The sequence below is a fragment of the Oxynema mangrovii CENA135 genome (assembly GCF_016632315.1).
Lineage (GTDB): Bacteria > Cyanobacteriota > Cyanobacteriia > Cyanobacteriales > Laspinemataceae > Oxynema > Oxynema aestuarii.
Window position 1 is genome coordinate 122272 of the sequence record NZ_JAEOXH010000003.1, and the last position, 15332, is coordinate 137603.

Annotated in this window: 13 protein-coding genes; 7 read left to right on the forward strand and 6 right to left on the reverse strand. The window is 52.4% G+C overall.

Annotated elements, in window-relative coordinates; translation table 11 throughout:
- Positions 1–193 precede the first annotated feature (193 nt).
- Positions 194–856, reverse strand: a complete 663-nt coding sequence (locus JJD41_RS20345; RefSeq protein WP_200669359.1) for an HAD-IA family hydrolase — start codon at positions 854–856, stop codon at positions 194–196.
- 282 nt (positions 857–1138) lie between these two features.
- On the opposite strand from JJD41_RS20345, the gene JJD41_RS20350 reads away from it, so the two are divergent.
- The 4 genes from JJD41_RS20350 (at position 1139) to JJD41_RS20365 (ending at position 6192) form a co-directional block, all read left to right on the forward strand.
- Positions 1139–1579, forward strand: a complete 441-nt coding sequence (locus JJD41_RS20350; RefSeq protein WP_200669360.1) for an arsenate-mycothiol transferase ArsC — start codon at positions 1139–1141, stop codon at positions 1577–1579.
- 235 nt (positions 1580–1814) lie between these two features.
- Positions 1815–3803 (forward strand): serine/threonine protein kinase, encoded by a 1989-nt coding sequence (locus tag JJD41_RS20355; protein ID WP_200669361.1) that lies wholly within the window; start codon positions 1815–1817, stop codon positions 3801–3803.
- Between the two features lie 59 nt (positions 3804–3862).
- The gene (locus JJD41_RS20360) at positions 3863–5677 is read left to right on the forward strand and encodes an FAD-dependent oxidoreductase (RefSeq protein ID WP_200669362.1); all 1815 of its coding nucleotides are present in this window, start codon (positions 3863–3865) and stop codon (positions 5675–5677) included.
- A gap of 248 nt (positions 5678–5925) precedes the next feature.
- Positions 5926–6192, forward strand: coding sequence for a hypothetical protein (locus JJD41_RS20365; RefSeq protein WP_200669363.1), 267 nt, complete (start codon positions 5926–5928; stop codon positions 6190–6192).
- A gap of 282 nt (positions 6193–6474) precedes the next feature.
- On the opposite strand, the gene JJD41_RS20370 is transcribed toward JJD41_RS20365, so the two are convergent.
- On the reverse strand, positions 6475–6774 hold the full coding sequence (locus JJD41_RS20370; protein ID WP_234489026.1) for a hypothetical protein: 300 nt from the start codon (positions 6772–6774) through the stop codon (positions 6475–6477).
- Positions 6775–6972: 198 nt separating this feature from the next.
- On the opposite strand from JJD41_RS20370, the gene hetR reads away from it, so the two are divergent.
- A complete protein-coding gene (gene hetR, locus JJD41_RS20375; protein ID WP_200669365.1) occupies positions 6973–7875 on the forward strand; it encodes a heterocyst differentiation master regulator HetR in 903 nt (300 codons plus the stop codon).
- A gap of 323 nt (positions 7876–8198) precedes the next feature.
- Here the strand turns inward: hetR and JJD41_RS20380 are convergent, their stop codons facing one another.
- Positions 8199–9158: an aldo/keto reductase gene (locus JJD41_RS20380; protein ID WP_200669366.1), complete on the reverse strand. Its 960-nt coding sequence runs from the start codon at positions 9156–9158 to the stop codon at positions 8199–8201.
- A gap of 366 nt (positions 9159–9524) precedes the next feature.
- Between JJD41_RS20380 and glgA the strand changes: the two genes are divergently transcribed.
- A complete protein-coding gene (gene glgA / locus JJD41_RS20385; protein ID WP_200669367.1) occupies positions 9525–11000 on the forward strand; it encodes a glycogen synthase GlgA in 1476 nt (491 codons plus the stop codon).
- A gap of 58 nt (positions 11001–11058) precedes the next feature.
- Entirely contained in the window at positions 11059–12153 is a 1095-nt protein-coding gene (locus JJD41_RS20390) for an ATP-binding protein (protein WP_234489027.1), read from the forward strand.
- A 323-nt stretch (positions 12154–12476) separates the two neighbouring features.
- Here the strand turns inward: JJD41_RS20390 and JJD41_RS20395 are convergent, their stop codons facing one another.
- The 3 genes from JJD41_RS20395 to JJD41_RS20405 all read right to left on the reverse strand — a co-directional run bounded on the left by JJD41_RS20395 (position 12477) and on the right by JJD41_RS20405 (position 15289).
- Positions 12477–13220: an amino acid ABC transporter ATP-binding protein gene (locus JJD41_RS20395; RefSeq protein ID WP_200670212.1), complete on the reverse strand. Its 744-nt coding sequence runs from the start codon at positions 13218–13220 to the stop codon at positions 12477–12479.
- A 108-nt stretch (positions 13221–13328) separates the two neighbouring features.
- The gene (locus JJD41_RS20400; RefSeq protein ID WP_200669368.1) at positions 13329–13823 is read right to left on the reverse strand and encodes a GAF domain-containing protein; all 495 of its coding nucleotides are present in this window, start codon (positions 13821–13823) and stop codon (positions 13329–13331) included.
- Between the two features lie 200 nt (positions 13824–14023).
- Positions 14024–15289, reverse strand: a complete 1266-nt coding sequence (locus JJD41_RS20405) for a SufS family cysteine desulfurase (protein ID WP_200669369.1) — start codon at positions 15287–15289, stop codon at positions 14024–14026.
- Positions 15290–15332: the final 43 nt, after the last annotated feature.

Sequence of the window (15332 nt, forward strand, 5' to 3'; positions counted from 1 at the left end):
TAGATTTTAGATCTAAGATTGGGGATGTTTTGGCAGACCGGGACCGGAGAATCGGCTCGATTCCAGATCGTTGGCGATCGCCCTCGACTCCCTTGGATCGTTCCTCTCCGATTCGGGGGCTCGTCGAGCCAAGCCCCCGAGAGTATTAAAGCCGATTTCCCTCGCCAAGCCTTCAAAAAAGTTGAGGGATTTTTTATACCGCTTCTCCCGTCACCGAAGCTTGTAACTGGGCGATCGCCTCGATTAATTGTTCGGGAGAATCCACTAACACATCGGGATGGCGTTGAGCTAAAACGTCTTTAGAATTAAAGCCCCACGTCACCGCAATCACTTTAATATTACTTTTTCTCGCCGCCTCAATATCGCGGGTTTCGTCCCCAATATAAATAATATCGCTGGGGCTGAGATTTTCTTTCCTTAAAAAATTTTTGATAATTTTATTTTTACCGAAAATAGTCGCACCAGAATAAATAAAATCAAACAAAGATTCCCACCGATGTTTTTCTACAAACCCCCGCACATTTTCTTTTGAATTGGAACTTAAAATACCCAGTTGAAATCCTTGCTTTTTGAGGGTTTTTAAGACATCTTTCATCCCTGCGATCGGTTTGAGATGATCGATCTCGTGCTTGAGTTCCATTTTGACCATTTGCAATAAAAAAGGCAACTTCGAGATCGGAATCGGTGAAGTTTTTATAATTTGTTTTGACGTTAAATTCCGCAATTTGGCGATTTCTTCCGCTCGGATCGTGTCGTAACCGAACTCTCCGGACAATCGATTTGTAATTTCTACGATCGCCTCCAACGTATCGGCAAGGGTACCGTCAAAATCAAATAAGATAGTTTGCCGTAACATAATTTCACTCTAAAACAATAAAAAATTAGCTAGAGTCCTTACTGAATCGAGATTAACACGAAAAAATCAGGAGGTTTCGGGAGTTAAATCGGGAGGGAATAGACCGATCGCCGAAAACTTGCCCTTTCTGGATCGCTCATCTGCATCAAAGCGATCGCGGGATCTATTCTTAATACAGAAACTTCCATCAATCTCGTTCCCACCGGATAACTTTTAATTTGAATTCGACGCCATTGGAGATCTCCCGTTACACTCAAGATAACTGCACGACAAGGATCGTCGATGAAAACTATTTTATTTTTATGCACTGGGAATTATTATCGCAGTCGCTTTGCCGAATATCTATTTAACGATCGCTGCCAACAACAGAACCTATGCTGGCGTGCTACCTCGCGCGGATTAGCCTTAGAACGAGGAACCGATAATATCGGACCGATTTCACCTCATGCACTCGCACGTCTTCAGCAACTGGGAATCTTTTTACCCTCCGATCTTCGCTTTCCTAAAGCGGTTGATAGTAGTGATTTTAGCGCAGCCGATGCCATTGTTGCTTTAGATGAATCCGAACACCGTTCCCTCATGCGCGATCGCTTTCCCGACTGGAGTGAGGCGATCGAATATTGGAGCGTTCCCGATCTCGACCGCCTCTCTGCCGACATCGCTTTATCCACTATTGAAAACCAGATCGATCGACGGATCGAAAGTCTGAATTGCTCGGTTTAGTCCTCCTTTTTAATTCACAATAAAATCTCGATTTTTACCCAGTTTCAACTGACGATCGCTCGCCCAAAAAACCAGCACGATCTTCCCATTCCCCTCATCAAAATACACCGCTTCTCTCCAGAACCATCGATGTTAAAACCGCGATCGCCCGTCGCCGCCATCACCTTTCCCAAGAACGAGGGGGATTCGATCCCCTAAAATAATAGAGGGATCGCGCCCGAAGGACGAGCGAAATATGACAGACAATCACGAGAAAAATTGGTTGAGCGCCACAGTCACCCGACTGATTGGCGATCGAATTGGACGATCGCAAAATGGCCGGGAGGTCAACTCCCAAACCCCCGAGAACGCGGCGATCGCGGCTGAATCGACCGAGAGTAAAACCCCTACAAATGTCAATACATCTTCGATCGTGCCGACCGCCGCGACTCTAACTCGTCCCGATTGGCGCGATCGTGGTTACGACGTGGTCGAATCCCTGGGAACCAACTACCTCGGCGGTCGCGCCACCTACCGCGCCACCCAACTCAAAACGCAAAAAACCGTCGTTATCAAACAATTTCAATTTGCCCGTCCCGGCGCCGACTGGTCCGCCTATAAAGCACACGAACGCGAAATCCAAGTGTTGCGCGGACTCAATCATCCCGGAATTCCACAATATCTCGATTCCTTCGAGACCCCCGATGGATTTTGTCTGGTTCACGAATATAAAAATGCCGAATCTTTAGTCAATCCGCGCACGTTTACCCCGGAAGAAATTAAAACGATTGCCGTTTCCATTCTCGAAATTTTAGTTTATCTCCAAAATCGAATTCCTCCGGTCATTCACCGCGATCTCAAACCCGAAAATATCCTCGTCGATGACAACACCAACGTTTATCTGATCGACTTCGGCTTCGCGCGTATGGGGGGGGAGGCGATCGCCCTCAGTAGCGTCGTTTCGGGAACGACCGGGTTTATGCCCCCGGAACAACTACTCAATTTACAACTGAGTGAAGCCTCGGATCTCTACAGTTTGGGCGTGACCCTAACCTGCTTGCTCACTGGGACAAAATCGAGCGCTATTAATAACTTAATCGATAGCACTTATCGCGTAAACTTCCGCCATTTACTCACCCAAGTTAGCGATGAATTTATTGAATGGCTGGAAAAAATGGTGCAGCCGAATGCAGGCGATCGCTTTGCCAATGCCACGGAAGCTTTAAAAGCCCTCAAACCGATTCCCATTCGTCGCCGACTGCCACAAGTCGAATTGAGTGCATCTCGCCTCGACTTTACCGCCGAACCGAATAAAGTTGTTTCTCAAACGGTGACGGTTAAAAACACCGATCCGAAGACCTTACTCGAAGCGCGATGGGAAATCGCAACCGATCCGGAATATGACGCCGAAAGTTGCAACTGGATTTACATCGAACCCGCCCAGTTGAGCGGGAATGAAACTGAATGTCGCATCAGCGTAGATACGCACCAACTATCGGTTAACGAAACTTACCGTCACACCCTTATTTTACACGCCAATTCGATTCCCGATACCTATTCGATTCCCTTACAATTAGAAGTTAGACCGCCGTGCGTTCGCGTTCCTAAATTGGGGCGGTGGCTGAGTCGCGATCGCCTGCAAACGTCGCGGGCGATCGTCTTTTCGATGGGGGCGATCGCTCCACTGACTTTAGTCTGGCCCGGATTGGCGATCGCCCTGAGCGTTCCCCTCACCCTCGTCGTCGCTCAAGACCTCTCGGAAACCCTCACCAACGAAGACTTAGACCCGATCGCCCAAACGATCGATCGCTGGATGGTCGCCCCCGGCTTGGCCGTCATTTGCTTGTGGGGATTAACTCAAATCGACTTCCAAACTGTGGAAAATTCGACCTTGAGAACGATCGCGATGGGCTTGACTATTGCAGCGATGGGCGGCGTCAGTTTTGGCGTTGTCAAACTGTTTACTATTGTTTTTAAACGAGTTCTGGCGATCGCGCCAATTCTCATTTTTGGAACGTCTTTCGTGTTAGTCGGTTTGACCACGGGCTTTGTCGGAACCTTAGCCGAAGCAGGTATCGCCACTTTAGTGTTAAGTTCCCACATTCGTCGCCAAATTCGCGCCGATAAATTAAGCCGTAGTTTTGCTTTGAAAAACTGGGCCGTCGCCGCCACCGTGGGCGCGGGTATCGGCGGCGCGATCGCGGGTTTATTATTTAATTTTGGCATCGTCATGCCCTTGTGGTAGATAGGCCCCAACTCCTGCATCTAAATCTAAACTCTAAAATCTCTAAAATTCCACAAAAGATGAATCCAGAGATAACAACCCTCGACGCCGATGTTTTAGTCGTCGGTGGGGGAACCGGGGGGACGGCGGCGGCGATTCAAGCGGCGCGACGGGGGGCAAATACGATCTTGGTCGGCGAAGGGGTTTGGTTGGGCGGGATGCTGACCTCGGCGGGGGTTTGCGCGCCGGATGGGAACGAGTTAGCTGCGTTTCAGACGGGTTTGTGGGGGGCGTTTCTGCGGGAATTGGAACGGCGCCAAGTGGGCGGTTTAGATTGGGGTTGGGTAAGTTTTTTTACTTACGATCCCCGCGTCGGGGCGGCGATTTTTGCCGATTGGGTGCGGCAATTGCCCAATTTGCACTGGATTGGGGGACAACGGCCTCGGGAAGTCCTGCGCGACGGCGATCGCCCGATCGCGGTTCGGTTCGATACGGTGCTAGTTCGCGCCCGGATTATCCTCGACGGTACGGAATTGGGGGATTTACTGCCGTTAGCAGAGATTCCCTATCGCTGGGGCTGGGAATGGCGCGATCGCTGGAACGAACCGAGTGCCCCTGTCGGTCCGAATGCCTTCACCTGTCGGTATCCGGTGCAGGCGCCAACTTGGGTGGCGGTCCTGCGCGATTTTGGGGAAGGAGAGCAGGCGCCCCCCGTTCCCGTCCCCGAGATCGATCGCCCGGAGTTATTTGCGGGGGCGTGGGACGCTTACGGCCCCCGTCAGTTCGTGGATTACGCCCGGTTACCGGGCGATCGCTTTTTGCTGAATTGGCCGATTCGCGGCAACGATTACGGGGAAGGACTCGATCGCCTCGTGGCCTCGGAGACGGCGCGATCTCAGTTCCTGCAAGAGGCGCTCTGGCACTCCCAGAGTTTTGCACTTTACGTGCAGAATCAATTGGGGCGGCGTTACGGGTTGGCGGAGGAAATCTTCCCCCCCGGGTTCAAAGGGAAGGGGGCGAACGGCGGTGGGGCCTTTGCTTTGCATCCGTACTACCGCGAAAGTCGGCGGATTGAAGGGCTCGAAACCCTGACAGAACGGGATATTTTACCGATGTCCGGCGGTCGGGTCGCCCGATTGCCGGGATCGGAGCGAGTCAGTGCGGTGGCGGTCGGCAATTACGAGAACGACCACCATTATCCCGAGACGATCGCCGGGGATTTTAAGTTGCAAGTACAACGTAAATCGATACGGTGGGGCGGTCGGCTGACGGGAACGCCGTTTGCGATTCCCTACGGTTGTTTGGTTCCCGCAGAAACGGACGGGTTTTTAGTTTGTGAGAAAAATATTTCGGTTTCTCATATTGCCAATGGTGCGACCCGTTTGCAACCTGCGGTCATGGGGATCGGACAGGCGGCGGGGATGGCGGCGGCGTTGTGTGTGGAACGCGGTTGCGAACCGAGGGAGTTACCCGTGCGACTGTTGCAAGAGGCGTTGTTGACCGATGCGATCGCCCCGACGGCGGTGATTCCCCTCTTCGACCTCACCCGCGATCGCCCCGATTGGCTCGACTGGCAGCGCTATTATCTCGACTGTCCCCAGGCGTATCCCCTTGAGGGCGAGACCCCGACCCCTGGGACGGCGATCGCCCGGGTCGGTCCGCAGCAGTACGTGGGGGTGTTGCAGCGTCTCGGCGAGCAAGATTACCGCTTGACGCAGTGCGATCGCCCGCGATCGGGCGGGGAACCCTGGATTTTGGTGACTTTGTACCCGGATATCGAACGCGACTTGCGCGAAGTTATACCCGAAGGAGAGAAAATTGCGATCGCGGGGCGATCGAACCGTGCCGGGGGATGGATTTTGGTAGAAGCCTGGGAGTCCTGTCAGAAATTTTAATTAATTAGCACTACATTTATCGATCGCGTGTCGATTTCTATCGGTCGATAAAAGCTAATTAATATTAAGCTTTTAAAGCCCGCGATCGGGGCGGTAACCCCTCTCCCCAACCGACGATCTAAAATTTAAAATTTAAAATTTAAAATCTAAAATCTAAAAATTCGTTGGGGAACTCGGGGGTCTTTCCTCCGGATAGTTCCCAAAAACTCGGGAAAAGTGGATCGGAAAATCCGATATACAGATTACTGATGCGGACTCAAGCTTCTATTATCCTCTGCGGCTTGCTATTAGCGGGCTTTGCCGGATCTCAAGGCAAGGATCCAGCAAGTCAGCGCGATCGCTTCTCCCGGTGGGAAACCCTACCGAGTTCCGCTCAAGGACGACAAAGTGAGGATATTTGTCCTCATCGCGGAAGCGGACGGTGTGAGGTCACTGAGGGATCGCATCCCGATCGGGCGATCGCCAACTCCGCACCGAGTTCCTCCTTGACTGGCTTGCGATCTCATGGTTCTTAATTGCACTCTCATTCGTCCTGTTGCGATTAAAACACTCGGGTTTTGACTGAAAAACTTGAGTGTTTTATTTTCGTGCGATCGCACTTGTTGCTACAAGCTTTGAGAAGTTTTTTGAATATTTTTTAAAACACCTGCATGGTTTGAGCGCCCCTGGGTCTTCCTCAGACCTGATTTACCTTTAGGCTTTTCGAGATGTTTCAATCTAAAATTTCAACGACGAACGCGAAAATCTCAAAACTTGCCACGAATATTCTTTCTAGGATAGAATTTTGACAAAATTTGTTAATTGAGTAACAAATGACGCAGAGCAGTAAAAAGTGTTGCCCTTAAACTGGCAAACACGACTGTGGAGACAAAAGTGTAAAGCGTTTCGTAGGGACAAATCGAGGCGCTGCATTCTGCCTTGAGACGGCGCGTCAGGAGATCTTCGGATCGTCTTGACAACGCCATCACTTGTGTGGGATAGTGCCGCCGTCCTTCGCGCACCCTCTCGCTGCCATCTGGCCGGATCTCGCGATCGCGCGGGAAAAATGGCAAAATTCGAGCAGCCCACCCCTGACTCACCCCCAAAACTGTCTCCATCCAACTGCGTGCGTGTAAGTTATGGTGAACCAAAGCCTAATGCAATCGCGATCGGAAAACGGAGGTTGCGAGTCAGCCTGCTGCGAAGCGAGCCAAGATCGGCTTACCCAGGGCTGGTTGAGTTGTAACCATCATCGAAGACAATAAACGGAGAAGGGTGCAACTACAACTTGACCTATCCGTAATACGAGGATTGAGATGAGCAACGACGTGGATCTGATCAAAAGCCTTAGCCCCAGTGCGATGGATCAGATCATGCTATATCTGGCCTTCAGTGCCATGAGAACCAGTGGGCATCGGCACGGAGCATTTCTAGATGCAGCAGCAACAGCCGCGAAATGTGCCATTTACACGACCTACATGGAGCAGGGGCAGAACCTGCGCATGACGGGGCATTTGCATCACATCGAACCGAAACGGGTCAAAGCGATCGTCGAGGAAGTCAAACAAGCCTTGACGGAAGGCAAACTGCTCAAAATGCTCGGTTCTCAAGAACCGCGTTATCTGATCCAGTTTCCTTATGTCTGGCTGGAACAGTACCCGTGGCAACCCGGGATCTCTCGGGTTCCGGGAACCAACCTCACCAGCGAAGAAAAGCGGCAAATCGAGCGTAAATTGCCCAAGCCTTTACCGGACGCCCAACTGATCAACTCCTTCCAGTTCATGGAATTGATCGAGTTTCTGCACAGGCGTTCTCAGGAAGACTTTCCCCCAGAACGACAAATGCCCTTGAGTGAGGCGTTAGCCGAGCATATCAAACGGCGTTTGGTCTATTCCGGGACCGTGACGCGGATCGATTCGCCCTGGGGAATGCCGTTCTACGCTTTGACGCGGGCGTCTTATTCCCCGGCAGACGATCGCGAACGCACCTATGTCATGGTGGAAGATACGGCTCGCTATTTTCGCCTGATGAAAGATTGGGCCGAACGCAAACCCCAAACGATGCGAGTTTTAGAAGAACTGGATATTCCACCGGAACGGATGGAACGCGCCCTCGAAGAGTTAGACGAAATCGTGCGGCAATGGGCCGACCGCTATCACCAAGAGGGTGGCGAACCGATGATTTTACAAATGGTTTTCGGAAGCCAAGAAGAAGGCTAAGGGGGAGGAGTCGAACGGTTCGGCCAAAGCCTTCGCCCGCGCCGTCAGCGTCCCCTTCCCGGGAGTCTGGCCCTTGGCGCCCGGGCCAATCGGCGCCGTCGGGCCGATTGGCCCCTCTTTTCGGCGAACCTTCCTTCCCTCTAACGCTTTCGAGGGGAGCGCTTCGCGAAATCGGAAGATCGATCGCAAAGGTTGGCGGTGCATCGTCGCTCCCCCTCAAGGTTGGGGAAATTCCCGCAAAGTTCTAGGGGAGGCTTGTCGTTTTCGTGCCGCGATCGCCTCGATTTTGCCCGATCGCCCCCCGGGAAAGGAACGATACGGCCTTAGAGCCACTCTCGCGATCGCTCGTCCAATTCGGCGACTTCTGCCTCGTTTAACAGCCAACCCAGCGCCCCGGCATTGTCGCGGGCTTGTCCGGCGGTTTTGGCACCAGGAATCGGAATGACCCCCCCTCGTGCAATCAGCCAGTTGAGGGCGACTTGGGCGGGGGTTTTGTTGTATTTTTCCCCGAAGCGATCGAGCAGGTCTAAAACCGGGGCAATTTTTTGCAATCCTTCCCGCTTGAAACGCCCGTCCCAACGGCGCGGACCGCTTGGCGGGGGCGAATCCGGCGTGTATTTGCCCGTGAGCAAGCCTTGGGCGAGGGGACTGTAGGCGAGCAAGGTGACGCCGAGTTCTCGCGCCATTCTGACGATGCCTTGGGTTTCGACTTGACGGCTTAACAGGGAATAGCGAACTTGATTGACCGCTAGGGGGATCTCCCGTCGGGCGAGTAGGTCGTGGGCTTGCCGCATTTGGTCGGCGGAATAGTTGCTGACGCCGACGGCTTCGATTTGGCCGCGTTCGACAGCATCGGCGAGGGCGTTGATTAAGGTTTCCTGGCTCATGAAGAAGGTAAAGGGCCAGTGGACTTGGTAGAGGGTGACGCGATCGACTTGCAGCCGTTCCAGACTGGCGGCGATCGCCTCGCGCACGGATTCCCCGGTCAACCGCCAGGGAAACGGACCGTATTTGGTGGCAATTTGTACTCTCGCATCGCATTGCTGGCTAAACTGGCCGAGGAGCCGCTCGGATTCCCCCCGTCCGTACACTTCTGCCGTATCGAAAAACGTCACTCCAGAGGCGATCGCCGCGTCAAACGCCGAACGGACCTCTGCTACGCCGTAATCTTTGCCATAATTCCAAAATAAGGTATCTCCCCACGACCAGGCTCCAATTCCGAGAGGCTTTACCTGCGGCCCTCCCGATCCGAGGGCGATCGTTTGCTGTAAATCAAATGTCATGATGATTCCCGATCTCAATAAGTTTGCGATCGCCAACACACTTCATCTTATTCAGATCCCCGCTTCCACGCAGCAGTCGCGATCGCGCGATCGTTCCCCAACCTCCCCGCCATCCCCTCGGATTCCTCCAAAAGACAGAAATTTTCCCCAGTCCCTTGCTTGCTTGCCCAGAAAATGTATACTTTTGTAAAGATTTAAACTAAAAGCCAATCTTGTAGAACACTTAAAGTCATTCTCAAAACTAAAAAGCATGAAATTTTGAAGTCACTCCCGCCCGAACCGCTCCCTTTTTAAAGTTCAATTTCCAAGTCCCACGCGGGCAAACCCAAACGACCCAAACACATTTTTGTAACGCCAGGAGTGAGTATGTACGTAGTCCAGATTGCTTCTGAATGCGCCCCAGTCATCAAAGCAGGTGGCTTAGGCGACGTCGTTTATGGCCTCAGTCGCGAACTCGAAATTCGGGGTCATTGCGTCGAACTGATCCTGCCGATGTACGACTGTATGCGCTACGACCACATCTGGGGCCTGCACGACGCCTACCGCGACTTGTGGGTGCCTTGGTTTGGCGGTGCAATTCACTGCTCGGTCTTTTGCGGGTGGGTCCACGGGCGCGTCTGCTTCTTCATCCAGCCCCATTCCGGCGATAACTTTTTCAATCGTGGTCGCTACTACGGCGAACTCGACGACCACATGCGCTTTGCCTTCTTCAGCAAAGCCGCCTTAGAATTCCTCCTGCAAAGCAACAAACGTCCCGACATCATCCACTGTCACGACTGGCAAACCGGGTTACTGCCCGTGCTGCTGTTCGAGATGTACAAATACAATGGGCTGTGGAATCAACGGGTTTGCTACACCATTCACAACTTCAAACACCAAGGAATTGCCGGGGCTGACGTCCTCTGGGCGACGGGATTAAACCGCGAACCGTACTATTTCACTTACGATCGCCTCCAGGATAATTTCAATCCCTTTGCGATCAACTTCATGAAAGGCGGGATCGTCTACTCCAATTACGTCAATACCGTCTCCCCACACCATGCCTGGGAAGCCCGTTACACCGATATCGGCTACGGTTTGGGGCATACCCTCGAACTGCACCAGCATAAATTTGGCGGCATTCTCAACGGCATCGATTACGAGGTCTGGAATCCGGAAGTCGATCGCTACATTCCCTATCATTACTCCCCGGAAAATCTGCAAGATAAAGTCCTCAACAAAAAAGCTTTGCGAGAGCGCTTGCTCTTAGAAGAAAGCGACAAACCCCTCGTCGCCTTTATCGGACGACTCGACCAACAGAAAGGGGTTCATCTCGTTCACCATGCCATGTACTACGCCCTCAATAAAGGCGCCCAATTCGTATTATTGGGATCGGCAACAGAAGGGGGAATTAACAGTTGGTTCCACCACGAAAAACATCATTTGAATGACAATCCCAACTGTCATTTAGAACTCGGCTTTAATGAGGAATTATCCCACTTAATTTATGCCGGGGCGGATCTGATTGTGGTGCCGAGTAATTACGAACCGTGCGGCTTGACCCAAACCATCGGTTTGAGGTACGGTACGGTCCCGATCGTGCGCGGTGTCGGCGGCTTGCTCAATACGGTCTTCGATCGCGACCACGATCCGAACAAACCGCCGGAAGAGCGCAACGGTTACGTGTTCTATCAAACGGACTTTAATGCTTTAGAGTCGGCGATGGGGCGTGCTTTAGACTTGTGGTTTAACGAACCGGAGGAATTCCGCAAGTTGGTGTTACAGGGGATGGCTTGCGATTACTCGTGGAATAATCCCGGCACTCAATACGTGGGGGTTTACGAACATATCCGCCATAAGTGAGATCGTCGATCCCGAAGGGAGAGTGAAATTTCCCTTCGGGGGTTGAGAGGAGGTTTCATTGAGTTCGTCGAACATCGGTCAAATCGGTCACTTTCTGATCGGCGTTCCCGGGAGTGGGAAATCGACTTTCGCGCGGCAGTTAGCACGGGTCACGGGAGGGGCGATCGTCTCTACCGATCGCATCCGGGCGCAATTGTTTGGCGACGAAGCGATTCAGGGGGATTGGCGGGCGATCGAAGCGGAGGCGATCGCCCAAATTCGGGCGACGGTGCGCGATCGCCGTCCGGTCATTTACGACGCCACCAATGCCAAACGCTGCTGGCGGATCGAGATGTTGCACAAACTGGCAGATTTGGACGTGCTGTGGATGGCATGGTACTTGACACCGCCGTTATCGCGTTGCCAGCAGTTTAACCGCCAGCGCGATCGCCAGGTTCCCGATGCGGTCATCGAGGCATTTTACCGGAGTTTGCGGCGCTTTCCCCCGACCGACGCGGAGGGATTCGTCCGCGTTTGTCGCTTCGTTCCCGAGGAAGACGAGGCGATGCTGCAAGGGAGCCGCTTCGCGATCGCCTCCTTCGTCCGCCAGGAACTCGATCGCCTCCCGCAAGCGATCGCCCGTCGTCGCCAACGCCAAGAGGCGATCGCCCCCCATCTCTATTCCCACTCGATCGATTTCGAGCGCTTGATGTACGCGATCGCCGCCCTCGCCGAAGCGTCCCACTCCCCTCTAAATCGCCCGCAAACCGTCGAAAGGCTCACCCGACGGGTGGCCAGTGATGCTAGCCCTTTCTATGCCGATCCCGAGGCGATCGCCCGGGATTTAGAGTGGATTCAGTCTACTCATCTCTTCGACCGTCAACGGCAACCGATTGCCTTTCAGGTGCCGGAGATCGGCGATCGGGGGCGATCGTTCTTACCCCATCCTTATTCCGATGTATCCTCTTTCAGACGATTGATGCAGACGATTCGATACTTATTATTCGAGAGTTCCGAAGTCTTAGAAACTTGCACCTTCAAAGAACTGTTCTCTCGGGTGAAAAAGGCACGGGTTGAAACCAGCTTTCATCACTTTCGCCAAGATGTACAACAAGTGATTCGCCCGTATCGAATTGTAACCCCTTTGCCCTTTCCTCCCCGTCGGGTCGTTTAGAGGTTTAATTGAAGGGATCCGGACACTTTCTTCTATGGTGATTTGAGGACAGATGCCCGGGTTGATTCATGCAGTTTAAAGGTCTAACCGCTTACAGCATTTCTCAGTCTGGCGAGGTACAAAGTTATGACTGAAGTCCTGATGTAGTAAGGTTTATGTGTACTTCTCTGGTTAGGGAAACGCTGTATGCAAGACATTTAGATCCCCCTAAATCCCCCTCGCCAGGTAGGGGTTTGGTAACCCAACCCCTACTTTCCTCGTTCCCCCCCGGATCGGTACTCTCCCTCATCAGACGCCCGAGTGCTGTATTGTCTCTGATTTTTTTATAAAATTTGAGATAGAAATTGGCGCGTTCGTTCTAACTTTGGCGATTGGAAAAACTCCTTTGGCGTTGCTTCTTCAATGTCGATACCGCCATCCATCAAGACCACGCGATCGGCCACTTCTCGGGCAAAACCGACCTCGTGAGTGACCACTACCATCGTCATACCGCCCGATTTTGCTAGTGTTTTCATCACGTCGAGAACTTCGCGCACCATTTCCGGATCGAGGGCGGAAGTGGGTTCGTCAAATAACATGATTTTCGGTTGCATAGCTAAGGCGCGGGCGATCGCCACCCGTTGCTGTTGTCCTCCCGAAAGTTGTCCGGGATATTTCCCTGCTTGTTCGACAATTCCGACGCGATCGAGCAATTGTAAGGCTTCTGTTTCTGCTTGTCCGGGCGATCGCTTGCGAACCCATCGCGGCGCTAAAGTGACATTTTCCAACACCGTTAAATGGGGAAATAAATTAAATTGTTGAAAAACCATCCCCACTTCTCGGCGAATGGCTTCGATATTTTTTAAATCGTCGGATAATTCGATCCCGTCGATAGAAACTTTACCTTTTTGATAAGATTCGAGGGCATTAAAGGTTCGGATCAATGTCGATTTTCCCGAACCCGAAGGCCCCATAATGACGACGACTTCCCCGCGACTGACGGTTAAATTGGCACCTTTGAGGGCGTGGAACTTTCCATACCATTTATGAACGTCGCGAGCAATGATAATCGGTTCGGTAGGGTGCATGGAGTGGGCAATAGGGAGTGAGAAGTCCAGACGGCGGGCATCTTGCCCGTCAGAAAGTAATAACGGCAAAAAGAATTAGAATACAATTACATTAAACAAGAACTGGATCTAACTTTCGCGAATGACTGCAGCTTCTGCTAATTTTCGAGCATTTTTTTGCATCATTTCGATTTCTTGAGAGGACCATTCTTTAGTAGACTGACATTGATGGGCGATTAACAGTCCCCACAATCCTTTTTCAGTGACGATGGGAACCACCAAATTCGCTTTGACGTGAAATTCTAGCAGTAAATCGCGGTGACAGGGGTCTATATTTGCGGTTTCGATATTAGAGATTGCCCGAACTCGTCCGGCTGTGTAAAGGGCGGCATAATCATCGCTAAAACAGTCATCCGGTCCGCGCCGTCCGACAATTGAAAACTGCGGTTCGGCGATCGCCTCGCAGGTAATCTGTCCGCGCCAGTGAGAATAAAAATAATATAAAATGACGCGATCGACGTGCAAAGCCGTTCTCAAATGTTCCAGAGTTTGCTTGATAAAAACATCGCAATTAAGCGTTTTGGTCAGACGGTTGGCAATCCTTTTCAAACTACTGTCATGCATAAGACTTCAATTCGGAAAACTCTAGTGATTCTCTCCTAAAGCCGCCCCGGGCGATCGCGATCGCAGTCCAACCCTCGATCTCAGATTCGCGCGATCCGCCAAATTCTGCGCGATTTTAGAAAGTTGCTATTTTACTGTAGAACACTTCCAACAAAAAAAACCCGCTTGAAGCGGGTTGAAAAGAGTTAGGAGATGTACCACTAAGCCCCAAAAATATCGCCGAAGAAGTCGATCGCCTCTTTAAGCGCGGCAATAAAGACATCGATTTCTTCTCGGGTATTGTAAAAATACAAACTCGCGCGGGCCGTAGACTGGGCGCCGAGCGCCCGATGCAGGGGTTGAGTGCAGTGGTGTCCGGCGCGAATCGCCACCCCGGCGCGATCCAAAATCGTCGATAAGTCGTGGGGGTGAACGTTACCACAAGTAAACGACGCTAAAGCCGTTCTTCCGGAGCCGTCCGCATTCGGTTGCGGTCCGTATACCTTGACTTCGGGGATTTGATTTAACTGCTCGAACAGATAACTCGTGAGCTGTTTCTCGTAGGCATAAATATTCTCCATCCCCAGCTCGCTCAAGTAATCGGCGGCGGCGCCGAGGGCGATCGCCTCCGCAATCGCCGGAGTTCCCGCCTCGAACTTGTGGGGAACGTCCGCATAAGTCGAATGGTCGAGAAAGACATCGGCAATCATTTCGCCGCCGCCTAAAAACGGGGGCATCGATCGCAGGACGTGCAGTTTCCCGTATAAAAAGCCGATCCCCGTCGGCGCGCACATTTTATGACCCGACGCCACCAACCAATCGCAATCGATCTCCTGCACGTCGATCGGCATGTGAGGGACGCTCTGACAGGCATCGATTAACACCTTCGCCCCCACCTCGTGGGCGAGTCGGGCGATCTCTTGCACCGGATTGACGCAACCGAGGGTATTGGAAGCGTGAACCACCGAGACCAGCTTGGTCTTTTCCGAGAGCAAGCGGCGATACTGGTCGAGGTCGAAGCCTTGGGTCTCGCCGAGTTCGACAAACTTGAGAACGGCCCCAGTTTTCTGGGCCACCAACTGCCAGGGGACTAAATTGCTGTGGTGTTCCATCACCGTGAGGATGACCTCATCCCCGGCTGTGAGGGTATTTAACCCCCAACTGTAGGCGACTAAGTTAATTGCTTCGCTGGCGTTGCGGGTGTAGACGATTTCTTGCGAACTCGCCGCATTGACGAAGCGGGCGACTTTTTCGCGGGCGGCTTCGTAAGCGTCGGTGGCGCGGGCGCTGAGGGTATGCACGCCGCGATGGACGTTGGCGTTATCGCATTCGTAATAGTGGCGTAAGGCGTCGAGGACGGCGATCGGCTTTTGGGAGGTCGCCGCATTGTCCAAATAGACTAAGGGGCGTTCGTTGACTTCCTGAGTCAAGATGGGGAAATCGGCGCGCACGCGATCGGCTAGGGTTCTATGTTGAGTAACTACCATCACATCTGCACAATAAAGGGAATCGTCGAAGGGAATCGTCCCG

Coding starts and splice junctions, on each gene's coding strand:
- JJD41_RS20345 (WP_200669359.1), bottom strand. CDS start 856: ATGTTACGGCAAACTATCTTATTTGATTTTGACGGTACCCTTGCCGAT.
- JJD41_RS20350 (WP_200669360.1), top strand. CDS start 1,139: ATGAAAACTATTTTATTTTTATGCACTGGGAATTATTATCGCAGTCGC.
- JJD41_RS20355 (WP_200669361.1), top strand. CDS start 1,815: ATGACAGACAATCACGAGAAAAATTGGTTGAGCGCCACAGTCACCCGA.
- JJD41_RS20360 (WP_200669362.1), top strand. CDS start 3,863: ATGAATCCAGAGATAACAACCCTCGACGCCGATGTTTTAGTCGTCGGT.
- JJD41_RS20365 (WP_200669363.1), top strand. CDS start 5,926: ATGCGGACTCAAGCTTCTATTATCCTCTGCGGCTTGCTATTAGCGGGC.
- JJD41_RS20370 (WP_234489026.1), bottom strand. CDS start 6,774: ATGGAGACAGTTTTGGGGGTGAGTCAGGGGTGGGCTGCTCGAATTTTG.
- hetR (WP_200669365.1), top strand. CDS start 6,973: ATGAGCAACGACGTGGATCTGATCAAAAGCCTTAGCCCCAGTGCGATG.
- JJD41_RS20380 (WP_200669366.1), bottom strand. CDS start 9,158: ATGACATTTGATTTACAGCAAACGATCGCCCTCGGATCGGGAGGGCCG.
- glgA (WP_200669367.1), top strand. CDS start 9,525: ATGTACGTAGTCCAGATTGCTTCTGAATGCGCCCCAGTCATCAAAGCA.
- JJD41_RS20395 (WP_200670212.1), bottom strand. CDS start 13,220: ATGCACCCTACCGAACCGATTATCATTGCTCGCGACGTTCATAAATGG.
- JJD41_RS20400 (WP_200669368.1), bottom strand. CDS start 13,823: ATGCATGACAGTAGTTTGAAAAGGATTGCCAACCGTCTGACCAAAACG.
- JJD41_RS20405 (WP_200669369.1), bottom strand. CDS start 15,289: ATGGTAGTTACTCAACATAGAACCCTAGCCGATCGCGTGCGCGCCGAT.